Raw genomic sequence first — 21,539 nt, 5'->3', positions numbered from 1 at the left:
CCACGCTCCGACACCCCACGAGAGGCACCACCTGTGATCCGACGCCGCACCCTGCTCACCACCGCCCTTGCGGCCGGCACCGCCATCGGCCTGGCCGCCTGCGGGGGCGACGACACCTCCGGGACGGGCCCCAGCGCCTCCGGTGCCGCGGCGATCGACGGCGTCACGGTCAGCGGGGAGGTGGGCGCCGAGCCCACCGTCACCTTCACCGCGCCGCTGGCCGTGACGGAGCCCGCGTCCAAGATCGTCGTCCAGGGCGACGGTGCGGCCATCGCCGCCGGGGACGTCGTGGCGCTGCACACCGCGTACCTCGGTGCCAAGGACGGCAAGGTGCTGCAGTCCGCGTGGCAGGGCGCGCCGGCCAACATCCTCGCCGCCGATGCCGAGGCCAACGGCCAGGAGACGGCCGACTTCCTGCAGACCGCGACGGTGGGCAGCCGCTTCGTCATGCTCGGACAGGTCCAGGACTCCACCGGGCAGGCCGTCCCGATCGTGCAGGTCTCCGACATCGTCTCCAAGGTGCTGCCGCGCGCCGAGGGCACGGCGACCCCGCCCCCCGCCGACCAGCCGCAGTTCACCCTCGACGGCTCGGGCGTCCCGCAGCTCGAGGGCGCTCCCAGCGCTCCGGCCCCGACGTCGACCGTCGCGACGGTGACCATCGCCGGGGACGGACCGGTCACCGAGGCCGGCCAGACCCTCGTCATGCACTACTCCGGATGGAAGTACTCCGACGGCAGCTCCTTCGACTCCTCGTGGGAGCGCGGTGCACCCTTCGCCTTCGTCCTCGGGCAGGGGCAGGTGATCGCCGGCTGGGACGGACCGCTCGCGGGCCAGAAGGTCGGCAGCCAGCTCCTGCTCGTCATCCCGCCCGCCGAGGCGTACGGCGAGAAGGGGACCAGCCAGAGCGAGCTCGCCGGGGAGACCCTCATCTTCGTCGCCGATATCCTGGACGCCGTCGCGCCCGTCTCCGCCTGACGGACACGGCCCGACCCCCCACACACCGAGAGGACCCCCATGGATCGCAGCAAGCCCGAGATCGAGTTCCCCGGGACCGAGGCCCCCACCGAGCTCGTCGTCCTCGACGAGATCGTCGGCGACGGCGAGGAGGCCGGCCGCGGGGACGTCGTCGACGTCCACTACGTGGGCGTCGCCCATGCCAGCGGCGACGAGTTCGACGCCTCCTGGAACCGCGGCGAGCCGCTGCGCTTCCAGCTCGGCGTGGGACAGGTCATCGCCGGCTGGGACCAGGGCGTCCAGGGCATGCGCGTGGGCGGCCGCCGCCGCCTCGAGATCCCCGCGAGCCTCGCCTATGGCGATCGCGGCGCGCCGCCCGTCATCGCCCCGGGGGCGGCCCTGATCTTCGTGTGCGACCTCGTCGCCGTGCACCACCCCTGACCAGGCCCGGCCTGCGCATGCCCGGTGTCGGCCAGGAGGGGCTGTTCGATCCGCCTCCTGGACCGGCCCGCGCCGCTCCTTCCCGCTCCTCGACGGACGCGGGAGCGGGCCGGCCGGACGGCCGCCCGCGCACGACCGCCGGCTTCGAGCTGGCCCCGACCGATCCCGTGGCCGAGGTGCGCCTCATCGGGCCCCTGCCCCACCTCGACCGTCCGTTCGAGTACGCCGTGACCGCCGAGACCGCGGCCGCCGGCCCCGGCATGCGGGTCAAGGTGCGCTTCTCGGGCCAGGAGATGGACGGCATCGTGGTGGCCCGACGGGCGCACGCCACGACGGACCGCCCCTTGGCGCCGCTGCGCCGCCTGCTGTCCGAGGACGTCGTCCTGCCGCCGCACCTGCTGCGCGTGTGCGCCGACGTCGCCGCCCGCTGCGCCGGCACCGTCGGCGACGTCCTGCGCCTGGCGCTGCCCCCGCGGCACGCCCGTGCCGAGACGGCGGACCGTGCAGCAGCCGCGAAGGAGGCCGAGCGCGCAGCAGCCGCGGGGCAGGCCGAGCCCGCGGCGGCCGTGGGGGCAACCCGGTGCGCGAACGCCGCGAAGGACTCCACGGGCTCTGCCGACGCAGGGGAGACCGAGGACCCCGGGGCGACCGCTGAGGACGCGGAGCCGACGACCGCCCCGGATCCCGCGGGCATCCTGACCCGCTACCGGGGTGCCGAAGCGCTCCTGGCCCGCGCCGGTGATCCCGAGGGTCCCGTGCCCCGCGCCGGGATCGTGCTCGAACCCGTCGACGCCTGGACCCGCACCGTGGCCGAGGCGCTCCGCGGGCTCCCCGACGGCGCGGGATCCCTGACCGTCGCGCCGGACCAGCGCGACGTCGACCGGCTCTCCGCCGAGCTCACCGCCCAGGGCATCCCCCACGAGGTGCTGGCCAGCGCGGACGGACCCGAGAAGCGGTACCGCGCCTTCCTCCGAATCCTCCGCGGAGCCTCCCGCACGGTGATCGGCACCCGCTCGGCGGCGTTCGCCCCCGTGCGCGACCTCGCGCTCATGATCCTGTGGGACGGCGCCGACGACCTCCTCGTCGAGCCCCGCGCGCCCTACCCGCACACGCTCACCGTGCTGCAGTGCCGGTCCGCGGAGGAGCATGCCGCGCTGCTGCTGCTGTCGGCCGCGCGCTCGACCACCGAGGCGCACCTCGCCGGGACGGGGTACCTGCGCATGCTCGAACCCGTGCCCGCACCCGTGCGGCAGGTACGACCCCGCATCCAGGCGATGGACGACTACCTGCGCGACCGGGAGGGGCCTTCCGGCCGGTCCCGACTCCCGCAGGAGGCGATGCGGGTGATCCGCGACGGCCTGGCGCGCGGACCCGTGCTGGTCCAGGTCCCGCGGGGCGGGTACGCCCCGGCGATCGCCTGCACCTTCTGCGGCACCCGCTGCATCTGCCCGCTCTGCGCGGCCCCCCTGTCCCAGGCCGGCCGCGGCGGCCCCCTCGTGTGCCGCGTCTGCGGACGCCGCGAGGACGGCTACCGCTGCCCCGAGTGCGACCGCACCCAGGTCCGTGCCGTCGTGATCGGCTCGACCCGCACCGCGGAGGAGCTGCGCCGCGCCTTCCCCGAGGTCCCCTTCCGGGTCGCCGGGGGCGCGCACGGCGCGGTCGCCGACGACGACGTGCCCGACGGGGCGATCGTCGTGGCCACCCCCGGGGCCGAGCCCTGGCCCACCGGCCGCTACGCGGCGGCGCTCCTCCTGGACGCCGACGCGATGCTCGCCCGCGCCGCCTACGACGCCGACGTCGAGGCGGTGCGCCGGTGGTCCGACGCGGTCGCCCTCGTGCGCACGGCGGACGACGGGGGAGAGGTGCTGATCGTCGGCACCTCCACCCTCCCGGCGATCCGGGACCTCGTGGCGCACCGCTCCGCGGCCTTCCTCGACCGGGTGCTGGAGGACCGCCGCACCCTGGACCTGCCCCCGTTCTCGAAGGTCGCCGAGATCAGCGGCGACAAGGAGGCCTGCCGGGCATTCCTGGAGGACACCCCGCTGCCCGACGGGACCCACGTCCTGGGCCCGGTCGACGACGTGCGAGAAGGGGACCGCACCGTCACCCGGGCCGTCGTGCGGATCGACCCGTCCCGCTCGCGCGAGCTGCTCGCCGTGCTGCGCGCGGGCGTGGCCTCGCGCAGCGCCCGCAAGGCCGGGGGATCGCTACGGGTCCAGGTCGACCCCCCGGACGTCTTCTGAGCGCCGCCCCCGTACGATGAGGGGATCATGCGTCTGATCTTCGCCGGAACCCCCGAAGCCGCGGTCCCCTCCCTCCGTGCCCTGCTCGCGAGCGACCACGAGGTGGTGGGCGTGCTCACCCGCCCCGACGCCCCCAGCGGCAGAGGTCGGCGGCTGACGCCGAGTCCCGTGCGCGTGGTCGCCGAGGAGGCCGGGATCGAGGTGCTCACGCCCCGCAGCCTGCGCGACCCCGCGGTCATCGAGGACCTCGAGCACCTGGCCCCCGACGCCGCCCCCGTCGTCGCCTACGGCAACCTCGTGCCGCCGCGAGCGCTCGTCGTCCCGCGCCACGGGTGGATCAACCTGCACTTCTCCCTGCTCCCGGCCTGGCGCGGCGCCGCCCCCGCGCAGCGCGCGGTCCTCTCGGGGGACCCGCGCACCGGGATGACCACCTTCCGCCTCGACGAGGGCATGGACACCGGGGACGTGCTGTTCCAGGAGCCCGCGGTCATCGGCCCCACAGAGACCTCCGGCGAGCTCCTGGACCGCCTCGCCCTGGCGGGCGCGGGCCTGCTCGTGCGCTCCCTCGACGCGATCGCCGACGGCACCGCCGTGCTCACACCCCAGGCCGAGGCCGGGCGGAGCCACGCCGCCAAGCTCACCCCCGCGGAGGCGGGCATCGACTGGTCCCTGCCGCGAGACGCCGTCTCCGCGCACGTGCGGGGCATGAGCCCGCACCCCGGGGCCTGGACCACGCTCGACGGAGCCCGGGTCAAGGTGCTCGGCGTCGAGGACACCCCCGCGCCCGCGGACCTGACACTGGCACCGGGACGCCTCGCGGCGACCCGGCGAGCCCTCTTCGTGGGCACCGGCGACCTCCCGCTCGCGTTGGCGACCGTGGTCCCCCCGGGGAAGCGGCCGATGCGGGCCGTCGACTGGTCCCGCGGAGCGGGCCTGGCCGCGGACGCCGCCTTCGCGGTGCATCCCGAGGCCGAGGGGGAGGCACGATGAGCCCCGAGCGCCATGGCGGCGGACCCGACGCCCGCGGCGGCGACGCCTCCCGGGGAGGCTCCGGACGCGGTCCACGTCGCGATGACCACGGCCGCACCCGCTCGGGATCGCGCGGTGGACAGGGGCCTCGCCGGGGCCGCTCCGAGCACCGACCCTCCGAGCGCTCGCGCTCGGCGACCCCCACCCGGCTCGCCGCCTACGAGGGCATGCGGGCCGTCGCCGAGGACGACGCCTACGCCAACCTCGCCCTGCCGCGGATCCAGCGCCGCCACCACCTGCACGGCCGGGACGCGGCCTTCACCACCGAGCTGTTCTACGGGACGCTGCGCGCCCAGGGCCGTCTCGACGCGATCATCGCCGCCTGTGTGGACCGTCCCCTCGCCAAGATCGACGGCGCCGTCCTGGACGTCCTCCGGCTCGGCGCCTACCAGCTGCTGGACATGCAGGTCGCCCCGCACGCCGCGACGAGCGAGACCGTGGCCCTGGCCCGCCAGGTCGTCGGCGCAGGCTCCGCTTCCTTCGTCAACGCCGTCCTGCGCAGGATCGGGGAGAAGGACCGCGACTCCTGGCTGACCCAGGTCGCCCCCGCCCGTGAGGACGACGAGATCGCCCACCTCGCGATCGTCCACTCGCACCCCACCTGGGTGGTGCGCGCCCTGCGCGACGCCCTCGGCGCCCACGGTCGCGACCGCGGGGAGCTGGAGGACCTGCTCATCGCCCAGAACACCGCACCCGCCGTCTCCCTCGTGATGCGCCCCGGGCTCACCGACCTCGACGAGCTGATCGACTGCGGCGCCTCGATCGGGCACCTCTCCACGTTCGCCGCGTCGTGGCCCTCGGGGGATCCCGGCAGCATCGACCCCGTCCGGCAGGGGCGGGCCGCGGTCCAGGACGAGGGCTCGCAGCTGATGGCGCTCGCCCTCGCCCTGGGCGCCGACGACCTCGTGACCGACGAGGCGACCGTCCGCGGCGAGCACTGGCTCGACCTGTGCGCAGGACCCGGCGGCAAGACCGCCCTGCTGGGCGGGCTGACCGTCGACCACGACGCCGACCTCCTGGCCGTCGAGCTCCAGCCCCACCGCACCGAGCTCGTGGACCGGGCCGTGCGGACGCTCGTCGAGGCCGGAGCCGAGATCGAGACCGAGACGGCCGACGGCCGGACGATCGGCGAGACCCTGCCCGATCGCTTCTCCCGGGTCCTGGCCGACGTGCCGTGCTCTGGCCTCGGCGCGCTGCGGCGTCGCCCGGAGTCCCGGTGGCGACGCACCCCGGGGGACATCGGACAGCTCGGCGTCCTCCAGCGCGAGCTCCTCGCCAGCGCGCTGGACGCCGCCGCACCCGGGGGAGTTGTCGCCTACGTGACGTGCTCCCCCCACGTCGCCGAGACCCTTCTCGTCGTCAAGGACCTGCTGCGACGCCGGGACGACGTCGAGCAGCTCGACGCGCGACCCGCCGTCGCGGCGGGGCTGCTCCCGGCCGCCCGGGACACCGACCTCGGCGCGGGCCCGGGCGTGCAGCTGTGGCCGCACGTGCACGGGACCGACGCCATGTACATCGCCCTGCTGCGACGCCTCCCCGCAGGTCCCGCAGCCGTGGCCACGAAGGAGGATCCCTCATGAACCGTTCCGGATCGCCGCGCCCGCCCGCGGCCCGCATCAACCCCAGCGTGCTGAACTGCGACTTCATGCGGATCGGGGAGGAGCTCGATCGGATCGCCGATGCCGACCGGGCCCACATCGACGTCATGGACGGGCACTTCGTCCCCAACATCTCCTTCGGCGCGAGCATGGTCGAGCAGATGGCACGGCGCAGTCCCGTCCCTCTGGACGCCCACCTCATGATCGAGGACGCCGATCGCGAGGCCCTGGCCTACGCCGAGGCCGGTGCCGAGTCCGTCACCTTCCACCTCGAGGCCGCCGCCGCGCCCGTGCGTCTGGCCCGGGAGCTGCGCCGCGCCGGCGTCCAGGTGGGGGTCGCGCTGCGTCCGGCCACCCCCGTCGAGCCGCTGCTGGACATCCTCGGCGAGTTCGACATGGTGCTCGTGATGACGGTCGAGCCCGGCTTCGGCGGCCAGAGCTTCCTGCCGGAGATGCTGCCCAAGGTTCGGCGCACCCGTGCCGCCATCAGCGCCGCGAACCTGCAGCTGTCCGTCCAGGTCGACGGCGGCATCAACCGCGAGAGCATCGAGCTGGCCGCCGAGGCCGGCGCCGACGTGTTCGTCGCGGGCTCTGCCATCTACCGGGCCGACGACGCCGCCGCCGAGATCCGTCGGCTCCGCGAGCTGGCCGACGCGCACCTGGACCTCTGCGGCGGCGCCGCCCACGCGTGAACGCCCGTGTCCAGCGGATGACCGCCGTGTCCATCCCCTGGTCGCGGCGGGGGTAGAGTCCCTCCGTCACATCAGTGACGTGCTCCGGGGTCGGTGGAAGTCCGAACCGGCGGTGATAGTCCGCGACCCGCATCCGTGCGGTGGAGCCGGTGGAACTCCGGCACCGACAGTCAGAGTCTGGATGAGAGGCGCACGTCCTGCACCCGTGTTCGGGGTGCGCGAGCGCGCGCCCGGAGCACGGTCAGGACCCTTTTCCCCCGGAGTCACTGCTCCCGGACGGAAAGGACATGACATGGGAATCCTGCAGTGGCTCTTCGACGCGCGGATCGAGTTCGCGGGAGGGCAGTTCATCCTCTGGCGCGAGGTGATCGGCAACGTCTTCGGCCTGTTGAGCGCCTTCGGCGGCATGCGGCGCAAGGTCTGGGCCTGGCCGGTGGGCATCATCGGCAACCTGCTCCTGCTCACCGTGTTCCTGGGGACCGTGTTCGGCACCCCCAACCCGGTGAACCTGCTCGGACAGGCCGGCCGGCAGGTGATGTTCATCGCCACGAGCATCTACGGCTGGTACCGCTGGCGGCAGGCGAGCCAGGGCACGGGCAGCGCGGTCGAGCCCGTCTGGGCCGGCGGCCGGACCCGCGTCCTGCTGATCGTCGGCCTCGTCGGCGGCACCGCCGCCCTCACGCCGATCTTCTCGGCTCTCGGCTCCTACCCGCCGGTCTGGGCGGATGCCTGGATCTTCATGGGCAGCCTCCTGGCCACGTACGGCATGGCCAAGGGCTGGGTCGAGTTCTGGCTCATCTGGGTGGCCGTCGACATCGTCGGCGTGCCGTTGCTGCTGAGCGCCGGCTATTACGCGAGCGCCCTGATGTACGTGTTCTACGGCGTGTTCACCCTCACCGGGTTCTTCGTGTGGTGGAGGGTCCGCAACCAGCGCGAGCGCGTGTCCATCGAGACCGTGATGCCCGACCCGCGGGTGTCGATGGGACGGCGCGACGGCGCGGGCCCGGGAGCCGATACCCTGGACGGGTGAACGATTTCGAGGGCCTGTTCGCCCAGCTGCAGGAGAAGGCCGCCACCCGCCCCGAGGGTTCCGGCACCGTCCGAGAGCTCGATGCGGGGGTCCACGCGATCGGCAAGAAGATCGTGGAGGAGGCCGCGGAGGTCTGGATGGCGTGCGAGTACGAGACGCCGGACGACCAGGCGCTCGAGATCTCCCAGCTCCTCTACCACGTCCAGGTCATGATGATCGCCAAGGGCATCTCGCTCGAGGACGTCTACCGCAAGCTCTGAACGCCGCCGCCCGCGGGCCGCATGCCTCGGCATCCGGACCGCGGGCGGTCGCGTCGTGCGCCCCGCACCGGGCCGCACCCGCCCACACCGTCGCACCAGGAGGAACCGTGCTGCGCATCGCCGTGCCCAACAAGGGCGCCCTGTCCGAACCCGCCGCCGACCTCCTGCACGAAGCCGGCTACCGACGCCGGGGCTCCGCCAAGGAGCTCGTCCTCGTCGACGAGGAGAACGGCGTCGAGCTGTTCTTCCTGCGTCCGCGGGACATCGCGGTCTACGTCGGCTCCGGGACGGTCGACGTCGGGATCACGGGGCAGGACATGCTCGCGGACTCCCGCACGGCGGCCGATGTGCTCCTCGAGCTGGGCTTCGCCCGCTCGACGTTCCGCTTCGCCGCTCCCGACGGCGACCAGCGCACCGTCGCCGAGCTCGACGGCGTGCGGATCGCCACGAGCTACGAGGACCTCGTGGCCGACCACCTCGACGGTCTCGGGATCTCCGCCTCGGTGGTGCACCTCGACGGCGCCGTGGAGAGCTCGGTGCGCCTGGGCGTCGCCGATGTGATCGCCGACGTCGTCGAGACGGGCACCACTCTGCGCGAGGCGGGGCTGTCGACCTTCGGCGACCCGATCATGACCAGCCAGGCCGTGCTGTTCTCGCGACCCGACCTCGAGCTCGTCGACGACGCCGCCCACACCCTCGAGGTGCTGATCCGTCGCATCCGCGGGGTGCTGGTCGCCCGGCAGTACGTGCTCATCGACTACGACATCCCCACCGCGCTCGTCGAGCGCGCGGTCGCGGTGACGCCCGGCTTCGAGTCGCCCACCATCTCCCCGCTGCACGGCCGCGACTGGTCGGCCGTGCGCTCGATGGTCGAGCGGCGCCGCACCAACCAGGTCATGGACGAGCTCTACGAGGTGGGCGCTCGCGCGATCCTCGTGACAGCGATCCAGGCCTGCCGGATCTGACGTGGCACCAGGCAGAGGTCCCGGGATCGGCCCTGAGCAGGAGCCAGGGCCCCGTGCCGGGCAGAGCCCCGCAAGAGGCCACGGCATCGTCGTCTTCCGTGCCCGGCAGGCCCGCGTGGCGGGCTTCGCGATCGGAGGTCTCGTGCTCGCCGCGATGACCGTCGCCGCCTTCGTCGTGCCGTCCTCGTTCACGGCGGTGGACCGCCTCGGCTTCTTCGCCGTCGGGCTCGCGGTGTTCTTCTTCTGCTACCGCGAGGCGACCGTGCGCGTCACGGCCGCCCCGGACCACCTGCTGGTGCGCAACCTGTTCCGCAGTCGCCGGCTGGAGTGGGCGGAGGTGGTGGCCGTGAGCTTCCCTCAGGGAGATCCCTGGGCCCACCTGGACCTCGCCGACGGCGACACGCTCGCCACGATGGCCCTGCAGCGGGCCGATGGCCAGCGCGGCATCGCCGACGCGCGGAGGCTGTCGGCGCTCGTGCACGCATTCGGGGAGACCCCGGGCCCCCGGGCCTGACGCGCCCACGATCCGTCGATCCCGACGTCCACCGCCACCCCCGGGCGCGGACGGAACGCTCCCGTCACGCGCCGGGCGATTCGGCTCCGGGGATCAACCGCGCCGCCGCGCGCCCCGCGAGCGCGGCGTGGCAGAAGGTGGCGGGGTCCTCGTCGAGGCCCCGCCCCATGGTCGACAGCGTCACGGGCAGGTCGCGGAGCGCGACGTGCAGGCCGTCGGTGGCGATCGCGTGCACCTCGTGTGCGACGCCCCGCCTCCGTGCCGTGCCCACGACAGATGTCTCGAGCTGTTCTGCCACAGACAGCTCGAAAGCGCTGTCCTCGGCGGCTTGGGGGAGCGCGAAGGTCGTCGGGACGTGCAGGAGCCGTCCGTAGGTGGTCGAGCTGTGGTGGGACAGTCCCCGGTGACGTGGCCGGGGGTCCGCCCCGGAGACGCGCAGCGCCCCCACGGGACGACCGCCGAGCGCGCCCGCGGCGTTGAGAGCATCCGCCGCCTGGACGCCCGAGAAACCCCACGCGGTGCCGGAGCCGAGGTTGCCGGGTCCCTGGATCGCGATGGCGACATCGGCCCCGACCACATGGCGCGCACCGAGGAGGGCCGAGGGCACGCTGACGGCCTCGTGGTCCCCGCCGAAGGCCTGTCCGGCGCTGATGCAGGCCGCGAGGAGTCCCGCCTCCCGGAGGGTCGCGACCGTGCGGGAGTACGCGGCGGGGAGCGCCGCGCCGTCGGTGAGCACGTAGGCGATCCGCGCCGTCGGGCGCGTCGCGAGGATCCCGGCCACGATCGCCGGGAGCGCCGAGTGGAGGTCCGCCGCGACCACGGGCATCCCCTCGATCGAGTCCGCGTCCCGCAGAGCGGCGTGGTGTGGGGAGCCCGGGTCGTCGAGGGCGTCGACCATGACCTGCACCGGGGTGTACCGCACCTTCATCATGTGGCCGCACACGTCACCCCCCACGACGTCCTCACCGCGCACGACGTCACGATCCGCGGACCCGTCGCCGCTCGCGACACCGCCGGCGCCGACCGCATCGGGTCGCGCCACCACGAGGGCATCGCCCCCCGTGCCCAGGCCGCGGCGCAGGGCGTTGGTGTTCAGGAGCACCTCCTCACCGGGCTCCGGGGCGCCGGTGAGCTCGGGGTAGGCGATCGCCCGCAGGCGTTCGGATCCGACGTCCACGCTCAGGCGGACCACGCCCGCCCAGCCGTCGAGCCGTTCCGCGACCGTGCCGCGCTCCCACCGCATCATGGGTCCCAAGGGTACGGGGCCACCGACCCCCGGGAACCGGACCGCCCGCTAACCTGGCACGGTGGCAGCACCGCGCGGCGTCGAACGCCTCCTCAACGTCATCATGACCATCGGCTCCCGTCGTCGGATCACCCGCGAGGCCCTCTTCTCGGTGATCCCCGAGTATGCGGGCGCCCCCAGCAAGGACGCCGCCGAGCGCATGTTCGAGCGCGACAAGGCCGAGATCCTCGGGCTCGGTCTGGACCTGCACACCGAGGTCGATGCCTGGGACGAGTCGGTGGTGCACTACCGGATCGGTCCGACCGCGGGGTCGCTGCCCGCCCTCGAGGTCTCCCGGGCCGAGTACACCGTCCTGCTCGCGGCCTCGCGCGCCTGGGACGAGGCCGCCGCCGGGGGCGCCGCACGGCGCGTCCGGGCCAAGCTGCTGGGCCTGGGGCTCGACCCCGACCCGGAGCTGGAACGCCGTACGCCGCACGCCGCCGTCGAGTCCCTCCCGGTGCTCGCCCCGCTGCTCGAGGCCGTCAGCCAGGGGTACGGCGTGACGTTCCGGTACCGCTCCGCGGCCAGCAGCCCCGGTGAACGCCGCGTCGAGCCGTGGGTGGTCGGCGTCCACGACGGGCACTGGTACGTCCTGGGGCACGATCTGGACCGGGATGCGCCCCGTCTGTTCCGGGCCTCCCGGATCGAGTCGTTCCCGCGCCGGGGCGGGGCCCGCACCCGTCCCATCCCGCCCGACGCCGATCTCGCCACCGCCATCGGCGGCGCGTCCCGGCACGACGGGGAGACCGCCGACGCCGTGCTCGAGATCGCCCCGTTCAAGGCGCTCGCGCTGCGAGACCGCGCCGGCGCGGACGTCGCGGCACCCGAGGTGGTGCTCCCGGGCACGCACCGCACCACCGTGCGCCGCCTGGTGCTCGGCAACGCCCGCTGGACCACGGTGCTCGAGCCGCCGGCCTGGCGCGAGGAGCTCGCGGAGACCACCGCGAGGATCGCCGCGCTCCACGAGGGCCCGCGGGATCTCGCGCTGGTGGACCGCGCGACCCCCCGCGAGCGTGCGGCGATCCGCACCCCGTCCTCGAGCACCGATCACCTCTCCCGGCTCATCTCCGAGGCCGCATACGTGCTGGCGCGCGGAGAGGTCGCCCTGCCGGCGATGGCCGCGGAGTTCGGCGTGACCCAGAAGCGGCTCGTGGACGACCTGCAGACGCTCTTCGTGTGCGGGGACCTCGGCGCCGGGTGGGAGGACCTCATCGACGTCGAGTGGGAGGACGGCTGGGTGCGGGTGCGCAACGCCGATGCGCTGGGCACCCCGCTGCGCCTCTCGCCCGCCGAGGCCACGGCGCTGCTCGCAGGGCTCGCAGCCCTCACCCCGGCCCGGGGGGAGGAGCGGGAGCTGGTCGCCTCGGCCCGCGCGAAGCTCGCGGCGCTCGTGCGCGGGGACACCGGGGTGGGCTCGGGAGCGGCCGATGCCGATCCGGTCGCCGTCGGCGATGGCGAGCCCACCCGCTCGGACCGCATCGTGGCCCGCATCCAGGAGGCGCTCGTGGCCTCCGAGCCGCTCGTCCTGCGCTACTCGGCCCCGGACCGTCCCGGCACCTCGCGGCGGGAGGTGCTGCCGATCCGCCTCGAGACCTCGGGGGGCCGCGGGTACCTGCGCGCGGACGACCGCTCGGTCGGTGCCCGGCGAACCTTCCGGATCGACCGGATCGTGGAGATCCTCGAGGGCCCCGATGCGGACCCGACGCCGGCCGCGGACCCCGCGGCCGATCGGGGCGACGCGGCACCCTCCGCTCCTGCGCCGGGTCCCACCGGGCACGTCTGGCTGCGCCTGGAGGGCCCTGCGGCCTGGATCGCCGACTCGTTCGCGGCCGAGGACCTGCGCGACCTGCCCGCGGGGGGAGTGGTCGCCCGGCTCGAGGATCCCGTGCGCTCGGCGCTCGTGGACGCGATCCTCGAATCCGCGGGGGCGGCCGAGATCCTGGGCCCGCCCGAGCTCCGGGACGAGATCGTGACCGTCTCGCGGGGCGCGGCGGCACGCCACGGGGTCCGGGAGCGGATAAACTGACCGGCGTCCCACGGTCGTGGCGCCGCCCGGCAGAGTCCGGGACCGGTCCGGGCTCCTCCCGGGAGCCTCGCGAGGCCATGTGGGACGATGCTGTAGCCGCCCCTCGCGGCCACCGACGAAAGGACTGCGAACCATGGGTGGAATCAAGCCCTGGCATATTCTGATTCTCGTTCTCGTTGTGCTGCTGCTGTTCGGGGCCGGCAAGCTCCCGAGCCTGGCCCGCAACGTGGGCAAGTCGATGCGCATCTTCAAGAGCGAGGTCGACGAGCTCCGTGGCGACGAGAAGCCGGAGGACGAGGACGACGACCCGCGTCGGCGTCCCGTGGCCAAGGACGATCGCGCCGCCGGTCGTTCGGCGGAGGAGACGTCCCGCGACCGGGCCTACGATCCCTCCGATCAGGCCGATCGTGTCCCCGTCCGTGACGAGGACTCCTACCGCCGCGACTGACGGCGGTCTCCAGGCCCCTGTGACGGGTCCGGGCGCTCGATGCCCGGACCCTCGACGTACGGAAGAAGTGGACGCCCGTGGCGCGTGAGAAGAAGACCCGCCGCCCCAAGGACCCCGAGGGGCGCATGGCGCTCGGCGAGCATCTCACCGAGCTGCGCAACCGCCTCGTGTGGTGCGCGGTGACGATCCTGCTTCTGTCGATCATCGGCTGGTTCCTGTACCCGTGGGTGTTCTCGGCTCTCCAGCAGCCGTTCCGCGACGCCCGCGCGATGGGCATGAACGCCAACCTGAACTTCGACGGCGTGGGCAAGGGCCTGAGCGCGCAGCTGGCCATGTCCGCGTACGTGGGCCTGATCCTGTCCGCACCCATGGTGATCTTCCAGATCTGGAGCTTCATCACCCCGGGCCTGCACCGCAACGAGCGGCGCTACGTGATCGGCTTCTTCGGCAGCGCCGTGCCGCTGTTCTTCATCGGCTGCGTCGCGGGCTACTACATGCTGAACAAGGCCGTCCCGATCCTCATGGAGTTCACGCCGCAGCTGGCCGGCGTGATCCAGAACATCAACTACGCGGACTACCTGAACCTCCTGGTCAAGACGGTCCTCGCCTTCGGCATCGCCTTCACCTTCCCGGTGTTCCTGGTGCTGTTCAACTTCATGGGCATCCTGCCGGGCAGGTCGATGCTCAAGGCGTGGCGCTGGGTGACACTGCTGTGCTTCACGTTCTGTGCGGTCATGGTCCCCACCCCGGACCCGTTCACCATGATCTTCATGGCCACCCCGATGGTCGCGCTCTACTTCGCGGCCGTCGTCATCGGCCTGCTCCACGACCGCCGCAAGGCCAAGGCCGAGGACACGGAGATCGACGACGAGACGGCCAGCACGATCGACGACGAGGTGGAGGCGGTCGGCCCCGCGAGCTCGCTCGACGGGGTGGATGAGAGGTGAGCCGTCTGCGGGTCGGGCTCCTCGCGAACCCGACCGCCGCGTCCGGTGCCGCCTTCCGTGCCGGGGCCCAGGTGGCCCACGTCCTGCGCCTCGCGGGCATCTCCGTGGTCGACGTCAGCGGTCCCACAGCGCAGGTGGCACGCGCCCGGGCGATCGACGTGCGCGACACCCTGACCGCACTCGTCGTGATCGGCGGGGACGGCACCGTGTCCCTCGGCGCCGATATCGTCGCGGACTCCCCGGTGCGTCTGGGGGTCGTGGCGTCCGGGTCCGGCAACGACTTCGCACGAGCCCTGGACCTGCCCGTCAACGATCCCGAGTCCTCCGTGAGGGTGCTCCTGCACGCACTGTCCCGGCCGGTGGTGGCAATCGACGCGATCGCCCTGTCCTCCATCCGCGAGGACGCGCCGCCCACCCGCTCGATCGCGCTGGGCAACGTGTCGCTCGGCTTCGACGCCCTCGTCAACCAGCGGGCCAACCGCGGCAGCCATCCCGGCCCCGGTCGCTACACCCTCGGCGTGCTCCAGGAGCTGCGACGCTTCTCGCCGCTGCCGTACTGGATGGAGGTCGACGGCGGCCCCCGCGAGGAGCTCGACGCCTCCCTCGTGACGATCGCCAACACCGGCGTCTTCGGCGGCGGGATGCGGATCGTGCCGGACGCCCGCGTCGACGACGGCCTCCTGGACCTGGCGACCCTGACCGGCCTCGGCCGCGGAGGTCTCGTCCGCTTCTTCCCGCGGGTCTATCGCGGAACCCACCTCGACGTCCCGGGCTTCTCGGTGCGCCCCGCGCGCAGGATCCGCGTCGGTCTGCGCGAGGACCGCGAGCTGCGCAGCTACGCCGACGGCGAGCCGCGCGCCCTGCTCCCCGTCGAGGCCGAGGTGCTGCCCGGTGCGGTGCGGATCCTCGCCGAGCTGCCGGATCCGGCTCCTCTCGTCGCATCGGGCCCGTCCTCATGACCTCCCCGTCCGAGCGGTACGCCGCCTGGGCCGCCGAGAAGGACCGTGCGGGAACACCCCTGGGCGCGTTCGCCGCGCGGTTCCCCTTCGCCCTGGACCCCTTCCAGCTCGATGCCTGCGAGGCCCTCCAGCACGGCCGGTCCGTGCTGGTGGCGGCCCCCACCGGGGCGGGGAAGACCGTGGTCGGGGAGTTCGCCGTCGAGCTCGCGCTCTCGACGGGCCGCAAGGTGTTCTACACGGCGCCGATCAAGGCCCTGTCCAACCAGAAGCACGGCGAGCTCGTCGAGTGGCTCGGGGCCCAGCGCGTCGGGCTGCTCACGGGGGACGTGTCGATCCGCCCCGAGGCCGAGGTGGTCGTGATGACCACCGAGGTGCTGCGGAACATGCTGTACGCCGGATCCTCGACCCTGGACGGGCTGGGCTACGTGGTGATGGACGAGGTCCACTACCTCGCCGATCGCCTGCGCGGTCCGGTGTGGGAGGAGGTCATCATCCAGCTGCCCGCCACCGTGCAGCTCGTGGCGCTCTCGGCGACCGTCTCCAATGCCGAGGAGTTCGGCTCCTGGCTCGACGAGGTCCGCGGTTCGACCTCGGTCATCGTCTCGGAGACCCGTCCCGTGCCGCTGTGGCAGCAGGTGCTCGTGGGGGAGGGGCTGCTGGACCTGTTCGTCGACGACGAAGGGCGCGGCGTGGCCGCACTCGGTCCCGGTGCACGCACCGAGAAGCAGGTCAATCCCGCCCTCGAGGCGATCCCCTCCGGCGAGGGGCAGGGCTCCCGGCAGGGCGGCGGACGCGATCCTCGCGGCGGACGGCCTCCGCGCCACGGTCCGCGGGGACGGCATCGTCGTCGCGGGGAGCACCAGGGCGCAGGCCCACGCGGGGACCGCGACCATCGCGACGGTCGCGGTGGCGGCTTCCCGCGGGCGCCACGCCGTGCCGACATCGTCGCGGCTCTCGACGAGGACGCCCTGCTGCCGGCGATCTACTTCATCTTCTCCCGGACCGGGTGCGATGCCGCCGTGCGCCAGCTGTCCATGGCGCACCTGCGCCTGACGACACCCGAGGAGCAGCGCGCGATCCGCCGCATCCTCGATGCCCGGCTCACCTCCATCCCCTACGAGGACGAGGACGTCCTGCAGATCCCCGCCTTCCGGCGCGCCGCCGAGAACGGGTTCGCCGCCCACCACGCGGGTCTGCTGCCGCTGCTCAAGACCGTCGTCGAGGAGCTGTTCGCCGAGGGCCTGGTCAAGGTCGTCTTCGCGACCGAGACCCTCGCGCTCGGCATCAACATGCCCGCCCGCAGTGTGGTGCTCGAGAAGCTCTCGAAGTACAACGGCGTCGAGCACGCCGATCTCACCCCGGGCGAGTTCACCCAGCTCACCGGGCGCGCCGGGCGGCGGGGCATCGACGTCGAGGGCCACGCCGTGGTGCTGGCCGGGCCCGGCTTCGACCCCGAGGGCGTCGCCTCGCTCGCCTCCCGGCGCACCTACCCGCTGCGCTCGGCGTTCCGGCCCACGTACAACATGGTCGTCAACCTCCTCGAGCGCTACGACGCCGACGCCGCACGGGACAGTCTCGAGATGTCCTTCGCGCAGTTCCAGTCCGACCGTGCCGTCGTGGGGCTCGCCCGCCGGGCCCGGGAGCTGGAGGAGACCCTCACCGCCTACCGCGGCGCCCTCGCATGCGACCGCGGCGACATCGAGCAGTACGCCGAGATCCGCGCCGCGATCACCGACCGGGAGCGGACCCTGTCCCGCGAGCGCGCCGGGCGCGACCGCGACCGCACCCGCACCGTGCTCGGCTCCCTGCGTCGCGGGGAGATCATCGCCCTCCCCGGCGGCAAGCGCCAGGGGTTCGCCGTGGTCGTGGGCGTCGACAAGGAGGTCCTCGGCGGCCCCCAGGTGATGGTGCTCAGCAGCGAGGGGCGACTGCAGACCCTGCGCCCCGGTGACGTCCCCGGCCCTCCCGGCGTGGTCGACTCGATGCGGGTCCCGGCGCCCGACCGCCTGGGCACCCCGCGGGTCCGCAAGGACACCGCGGCGGCCCTGCGGCAGAAGCTCTCGGGCCGCGACGACGATCCCCGAGCGGCCGTCCGCCGCAGCGCACGTACCCCGTCGACCGCGGCGTCCGACCAGCGGCTGCAGGAGCTGCGGGCCCAGGAGCGGTCGCATCCCTGCCACGACTGCCCGGACCTCGAGGCGCACCTGCGCTGGATCTCCCGGATCCGAGCCGTCGAGAAGGACCGCGACGCCGCCGTCCGGCGCATGGAGGGACGCACCTCGAGCCTGGCCCGGCAGTTCGACCGCGTGTGCGCGCTGCTGCTCGAGCTGGGCTACCTCACGGACGACGACGCGACGGACGCCGTCCCGCCATCGGCTGCGAGCGACGTCGAGCCAGGCTCCTCCGCGGTGCGATCCGCGGAGCACCCGGCCGCGGCGCCCCGGACCGGCCTGCGCCCGACGGATCGCGGCCTGCGGCTGCGTCGGCTCTTCAGCGAGCGGGATCTCCTCGTCGCCGAGAGCATCGAGGACGGCGCCTGGGACCGCCTGGACGCCGCGGGCCTGGCGGCCATGGCCTCGGCCGTCTGCTACACCGCCCGCCGCGACGACGCACGGAGCGCCGAGCTGCCGCCCTCGGCGGAGTTCGCCGACGCCCTCGCGCGCACCCAGCGGATCGGAGAGCGCCTGGCGCTGGCCGAGCGACGGCGCGGCCTCGACGTCACCGCGCCCCCGGACCCGTCGATCGCCGTGGTGGTCCACCGCTGGGCGCTCGGCGAGCACTACGCCGCGGCCGTCGGGACCTCCGGCCTGCCCGCGGGCGACTTCGTGCGACAGTGCCGGCAGATCATCGATCTGCTCGACCAGCTCGCGTCCATGCCCACCATCGGCCCCGTCGCCCGCGAGGCCATCGACCGCGTCCGGCGCGGATTCGTGTCCCAGGAGATCGAGCTGTGAGCACCCCCCAGAACCCCGCCGTGCTGTACACGGGCGTCTTCGTCTACTCGACCCAGGATCCCGAGGCATCGGCCTTCCTGGTCGAGGACGGCACCATCGCCTGGATCGGCCCCGAGGACACGGCGCTGGCCCTGCACCCCGGCGCCCGTCGCGAGCACTTCGAGGGCAGCCTCGTGACGCCCACCTTCGTGGACGTGCTGCCCACCGCCGACGGCTCCGAGCCGGGGCTCCTCTGGCGCACCGAGGCGGCCGCCCGCGGTGTCACCGACGCCGTCCCGGGTCTGCCCGGCATGCGCGACGGCGTGCTCGCGGTGGCGCCCGTCGCGAGCCCGGGCACCCCGTACCTCGAGCTCGCGGGCGCGGGCACGCCCCTGGCCTTCGGCTCCGGGGACGCCGCGTCATCGGACCCCTGGTCCTGGGTGCGCGCCGCCGCCCACGAAGGGCCCACCGAGCAGCGGATCTCCGACCGTGCCGCGTTCCTCGCGGCGACCCGCGGCGGTCGCCGGCTCGCGGGCTCGCCGCATCCGGGCTCGCTCGTCACCGGAGCCCCCGCGACCTTCGTGGTCTGGGAACCCTGGGACCTCACGGTGCGCGGCCAGGACGAGCGCATCCAGACCTGGTCCACGGATCCGCGGGCCCGCACGCCCCTGCTGCCCGACCTCGCCGACGGCTCCCCGAGAGCCCTGCGCACCGTCGTCGACGGCGTCGTCGTCCACGAGGCGGGCGTCGGACCGGGATCGGGGGACCGCGGATGACCGCCCGATCCACGACGGCGCCGCCGCGGGGACACGGAGCGACGCCCTCACGGGATCGCGCCGACCACGAGCTGCCGACGACCCCCGCCCTCTGGTCCCCGGTGCTCGCCCTCGTCGGCGGCCTCCTGGCCTGGCTCGCCTTCCCGCCGTACGACCTCTGGTACCTCCTGCCCGTGGCCCTGGCGATGCTGGGCGGCGCCGTGCTGGTCCGTCGGCGGATCGTCGCGGCCCTGGCCGGACTCATCTGGGGCGTCGCCTTCTTCCTGCCGCTCATGGCCTGGGCCAACACCTACGCGGGGTTCGCGCCCTGGTTCGCGCTCGCGGCCTTCGAGGCGATGTACGTCGTCGTCTTCGCCCTGGCGGCACGGACCGTCATGCGCCGCCGCGGCATCACGATCGGCAGCGCGCTGATCGTCGCCTGCCTGTGGGCCGGCACCGAGCTGCTCCGATCCCACCTCCCCTGGGGCGGCCTGCCCTGGGGGATCGCCGCCTTCTCCCTGCAGAGCTCTCCGCTGCTGAACCTCGGACCCTGGATCGGGACCGTGGGGCTCGGCGCCGTCGTCGCCCTGCTGGGACAGGCCGTCCTCGGCGGCACGCTGGCGGTGCTGGGGCGCCGTCCGGCCCGCGAGGGCCGCCTGCGCGGCGTCTGGTCCTTCAGCGCCGCGGTCGCCGTGGTCCTGGCGTGCCTGGTCGTCCCGCTCCCGCTGCAGAAGGTGCCCGACGGCTCGACCATGCGGATCGCCGGGATCCAGGGCAACGTCCCGCCCATCGACACCCAGGACCTCGTCATGCCCGAGGAGATCTTCCCCAACTCCCTCGAGCTCACCGCACAGGCCGCCGCCGACGCCCGCACCGACGGCGCCCCGCTGGACCTCGTGGTGTGGCCCGAGGGCTCCGTCGGCTGGGACCCGCGCGAGGACCGACCCCGGTCCGCCGCCCTGACGGCCGCGGCCCGGGACGCCGAGGCGCCCGTGCTGATCGGCACCCAGACCGACGCGCCCCACGACGAGCGCTACAACATGTCGATGCTGTGGACCGCCGACGGCACCGTCTCCCAGACCTCCGCCAAGCGCCACCCCGTGCCGTTCGGGGAGTACATCCCCTACCGGGGATTCTTCCGGCAGCTCTCGGACAAGGTGGATCTCGTGCCCGTCGACATGGCGGCCGGCACGGAGGTCGGCATCATGGACGTCGGCGGCCGCAAGGTCGGGGTGCTCATCTGCTTCGAGATCGCGTACGAGAACCTCGTGCACGACGTCGTGGACGACGGCGCCGAGGTGATCGTCGTCCAGACCAACACCGCCCTGTTCGGGGAGTCGGACGAGGCCGTCCAGCAGCTCGCGGAAGCCCGGGTGCTCTCGGTCGTCAGCGGTCGCAGCATCGTGCAGGTCGCGACGGTGGGGGAGTCGGCCATCGTGACCCCCGACGGCCGCGTCATCGCCCACGCGGGGCACTGGGAGCCCGGCACCGTCACCGCCGACGTCCCGCTGTACTCCGGCATCACCCCCGCCGTCGCCGCCGGACCGTGGATCGGCGTGGGCATCGGCGCCCTCGCCGTCGCCGGGCTCGTCCTGGCTCTCGTCCGGCCGGCCAGCGCCCTGCCCGCCGCCCCGTCCCGAACCCGGAGGACCTCGTGATCCCCGCCCTGCGCACGCTCGTCGTGATCCCCACCTTCAACGAGCTGGGCTCCCTGCCCGGCACCCTGGCCCGGCTCCGCGCCGCGGTGCCCCTCGCCGACGTCCTCGTCGCCGACGACGCCTCTCCCGACGGTACCGGGGACCTGGCCGACGAGCTGGCCGCGGCGGATCCCGCCGTGCACGTGCTGCACCGGCGGGGGAAGGAGGGGTTGGGACCGGCCTACCTCGCGGGCTTCGCCTGGGGCATCGAGCGCGGCTACGAGGTGCTCGTGGAGATGGACGCCGATGCGTCCCACCGCCCCGAGCAGCTCCCCGCGATCCTCGAGGCCGTCCGCCGCGGCGCCAACCTCGCGATCGGCTCCCGCTGGGTCCGTGGGGGCGCCGTGCACGACTGGCCCGTGCGCCGCCTGCTGCTGTCCCGCGGAGCGAACATCTACGTGCGCTGTGCGCTCGGGCTCCCGGTCCGGGACGCGACCGCGGGCTTCCGCGCCTATCGTGCAGAGCTCCTGAAGTCCCTTCTCGACCAGGACGTGGCCAGCCAGGGCTACTGCTTCCAGGTGGACATGACCCGCCGCAGCGCCGCGCAGGGCGCCGTGATCGTCGAGGTCCCCATCGACTTCGACGAGCGGGTCGAGGGCGTCTCGAAGATGAGCTCGAGCATCGTCTCGGAGGCCCTCGTGAGCGTGACCCGCTGGGGAGTCGAACGGCGGGCCCAGCAGCTTCTCGGTCTGCTCGACTACCGTGGGCGGAGGCGTCCGGCAGGTCGCGACGCCCGATAGCGCACGGCGCCAGGAGGAGACCC

Annotated in this window: 19 protein-coding genes and 1 riboswitch; of the genes, 18 read left to right on the top strand and 1 reads right to left on the bottom strand. The window is 73.9% G+C overall.

Translation table 11 applies throughout. From position 1 onward, the window contains the following. Nucleotides 1-33: 33 nt before the first annotated feature. The 10 genes from ACT3TZ_RS00180 (at nt 34) to ACT3TZ_RS00135 (ending at nt 9,726) form a co-directional block, all read left to right on the top strand. Entirely contained in the window at nt 34-975 is a 942-nt protein-coding gene (locus tag ACT3TZ_RS00180; RefSeq protein WP_444581370.1) for an FKBP-type peptidyl-prolyl cis-trans isomerase, read from the top strand. A 39-nt stretch (nt 976-1,014) separates the two neighbouring features. Continuing rightward, entirely contained in the window at nt 1,015-1,395 is a 381-nt protein-coding gene (locus tag ACT3TZ_RS00175) for an FKBP-type peptidyl-prolyl cis-trans isomerase (RefSeq protein ID WP_444581369.1), read from the top strand. A gap of 17 nt (nt 1,396-1,412) precedes the next feature. Beyond that, entirely contained in the window at nt 1,413-3,638 is a 2,226-nt protein-coding gene (locus ACT3TZ_RS00170) for a primosomal protein N' (RefSeq protein ID WP_444581368.1), read from the top strand. Between the two features lie 27 nt (nt 3,639-3,665). Continuing rightward, on the top strand, nt 3,666-4,628 hold the full coding sequence (gene fmt / locus ACT3TZ_RS00165; RefSeq protein WP_444581367.1) for a methionyl-tRNA formyltransferase: 963 nt from the start codon (nt 3,666-3,668) through the stop codon (nt 4,626-4,628). Further along, complete coding sequence (locus tag ACT3TZ_RS00160; protein ID WP_444581366.1) at nt 4,625-6,247, top strand: RsmB/NOP family class I SAM-dependent RNA methyltransferase; 1,623 nt, start codon at nt 4,625-4,627, stop codon at nt 6,245-6,247. The genes fmt and ACT3TZ_RS00160 overlap by 4 nt, the downstream gene beginning before the upstream one ends. Further along, nucleotides 6,244-6,957 carry a ribulose-phosphate 3-epimerase gene (gene rpe, locus ACT3TZ_RS00155; RefSeq protein ID WP_444581365.1) on the top strand — a complete coding sequence of 238 codons (714 nt, stop codon included), beginning with the start codon at nt 6,244-6,246 and terminating at the stop codon, nt 6,955-6,957. Before ACT3TZ_RS00160 ends, rpe begins: the two co-directional genes overlap by 4 nt. A gap of 76 nt (nt 6,958-7,033) precedes the next feature. Continuing rightward, a riboswitch (FMN riboswitch) is annotated at nt 7,034-7,154 on the top strand. Nucleotides 7,155-7,249: 95 nt separating this feature from the next. After that, nucleotides 7,250-7,987 (top strand): nicotinamide riboside transporter PnuC, encoded by a 738-nt coding sequence (gene pnuC, locus ACT3TZ_RS00150; RefSeq protein WP_444581364.1) that lies wholly within the window; start codon nt 7,250-7,252, stop codon nt 7,985-7,987. Then, entirely contained in the window at nt 7,984-8,247 is a 264-nt protein-coding gene (locus ACT3TZ_RS00145; protein ID WP_444581363.1) for a phosphoribosyl-ATP diphosphatase, read from the top strand. The genes pnuC and ACT3TZ_RS00145 overlap by 4 nt, the downstream gene beginning before the upstream one ends. A 107-nt stretch (nt 8,248-8,354) precedes the next feature. After that, on the top strand, nt 8,355-9,212 hold the full coding sequence (gene hisG / locus ACT3TZ_RS00140) for an ATP phosphoribosyltransferase (protein ID WP_444581362.1): 858 nt from the start codon (nt 8,355-8,357) through the stop codon (nt 9,210-9,212). A gap of 1 nt (nt 9,213) precedes the next feature. Next, complete coding sequence (locus ACT3TZ_RS00135; RefSeq protein ID WP_444581361.1) at nt 9,214-9,726, top strand: PH domain-containing protein; 513 nt, start codon at nt 9,214-9,216, stop codon at nt 9,724-9,726. Between the two features lie 64 nt (nt 9,727-9,790). Here the strand turns inward: ACT3TZ_RS00135 and ACT3TZ_RS00130 are convergent, their stop codons facing one another. Beyond that, complete coding sequence (locus ACT3TZ_RS00130) at nt 9,791-10,972, bottom strand: DUF3866 family protein (RefSeq protein WP_444581360.1); 1,182 nt, start codon at nt 10,970-10,972, stop codon at nt 9,791-9,793. Between the two features lie 61 nt (nt 10,973-11,033). On the opposite strand from ACT3TZ_RS00130, the gene ACT3TZ_RS00125 reads away from it, so the two are divergent. The 8 genes from ACT3TZ_RS00125 (at nt 11,034) to ACT3TZ_RS00090 (ending at nt 21,516) form a co-directional block, all read left to right on the top strand. Beyond that, a complete protein-coding gene (locus tag ACT3TZ_RS00125) occupies nt 11,034-13,037 on the top strand; it encodes a helix-turn-helix transcriptional regulator (protein ID WP_444581359.1) in 2,004 nt (667 codons plus the stop codon). A 133-nt stretch (nt 13,038-13,170) separates the two neighbouring features. Next, nucleotides 13,171-13,485, top strand: a complete 315-nt coding sequence (gene tatA, locus ACT3TZ_RS00120; protein WP_444581358.1) for a Sec-independent protein translocase subunit TatA — start codon at nt 13,171-13,173, stop codon at nt 13,483-13,485. A gap of 77 nt (nt 13,486-13,562) precedes the next feature. Then, nucleotides 13,563-14,432, top strand: coding sequence for a twin-arginine translocase subunit TatC (gene tatC / locus ACT3TZ_RS00115; protein WP_444581357.1), 870 nt, complete (start codon nt 13,563-13,565; stop codon nt 14,430-14,432). After that, entirely contained in the window at nt 14,429-15,391 is a 963-nt protein-coding gene (locus ACT3TZ_RS00110) for a diacylglycerol/lipid kinase family protein (RefSeq protein ID WP_444581356.1), read from the top strand. Before tatC ends, ACT3TZ_RS00110 begins: the two co-directional genes overlap by 4 nt. Continuing rightward, nucleotides 15,388-18,345, top strand: coding sequence for a DEAD/DEAH box helicase (locus tag ACT3TZ_RS00105; RefSeq protein WP_444581355.1), 2,958 nt, complete (start codon nt 15,388-15,390; stop codon nt 18,343-18,345). Before ACT3TZ_RS00110 ends, ACT3TZ_RS00105 begins: the two co-directional genes overlap by 4 nt. Then, nucleotides 18,342-19,100 carry an imidazolonepropionase-like domain-containing protein gene (locus ACT3TZ_RS00100; protein ID WP_444581354.1) on the top strand — a complete coding sequence of 253 codons (759 nt, stop codon included), beginning with the start codon at nt 18,342-18,344 and terminating at the stop codon, nt 19,098-19,100. The genes ACT3TZ_RS00105 and ACT3TZ_RS00100 overlap by 4 nt, the downstream gene beginning before the upstream one ends. Next, nucleotides 19,097-20,737: an apolipoprotein N-acyltransferase gene (gene lnt, locus ACT3TZ_RS00095; RefSeq protein WP_444581353.1), complete on the top strand. Its 1,641-nt coding sequence runs from the start codon at nt 19,097-19,099 to the stop codon at nt 20,735-20,737. The genes ACT3TZ_RS00100 and lnt overlap by 4 nt, the downstream gene beginning before the upstream one ends. Then, nucleotides 20,734-21,516: a polyprenol monophosphomannose synthase gene (locus tag ACT3TZ_RS00090; RefSeq protein WP_444581352.1), complete on the top strand. Its 783-nt coding sequence runs from the start codon at nt 20,734-20,736 to the stop codon at nt 21,514-21,516. The genes lnt and ACT3TZ_RS00090 overlap by 4 nt, the downstream gene beginning before the upstream one ends. The last annotated feature ends 23 nt before the right edge of the window (nt 21,517-21,539 follow it).

Source organism: Brachybacterium sp. AOP25-B2-12 (assembly GCF_052378625.1).
GTDB lineage: Bacteria > Actinomycetota > Actinomycetes > Actinomycetales > Dermabacteraceae > Brachybacterium.
Note: the sequence above shows the minus strand (reverse complement) of the source record. Positions and strands in the feature narration are given on the sequence as shown.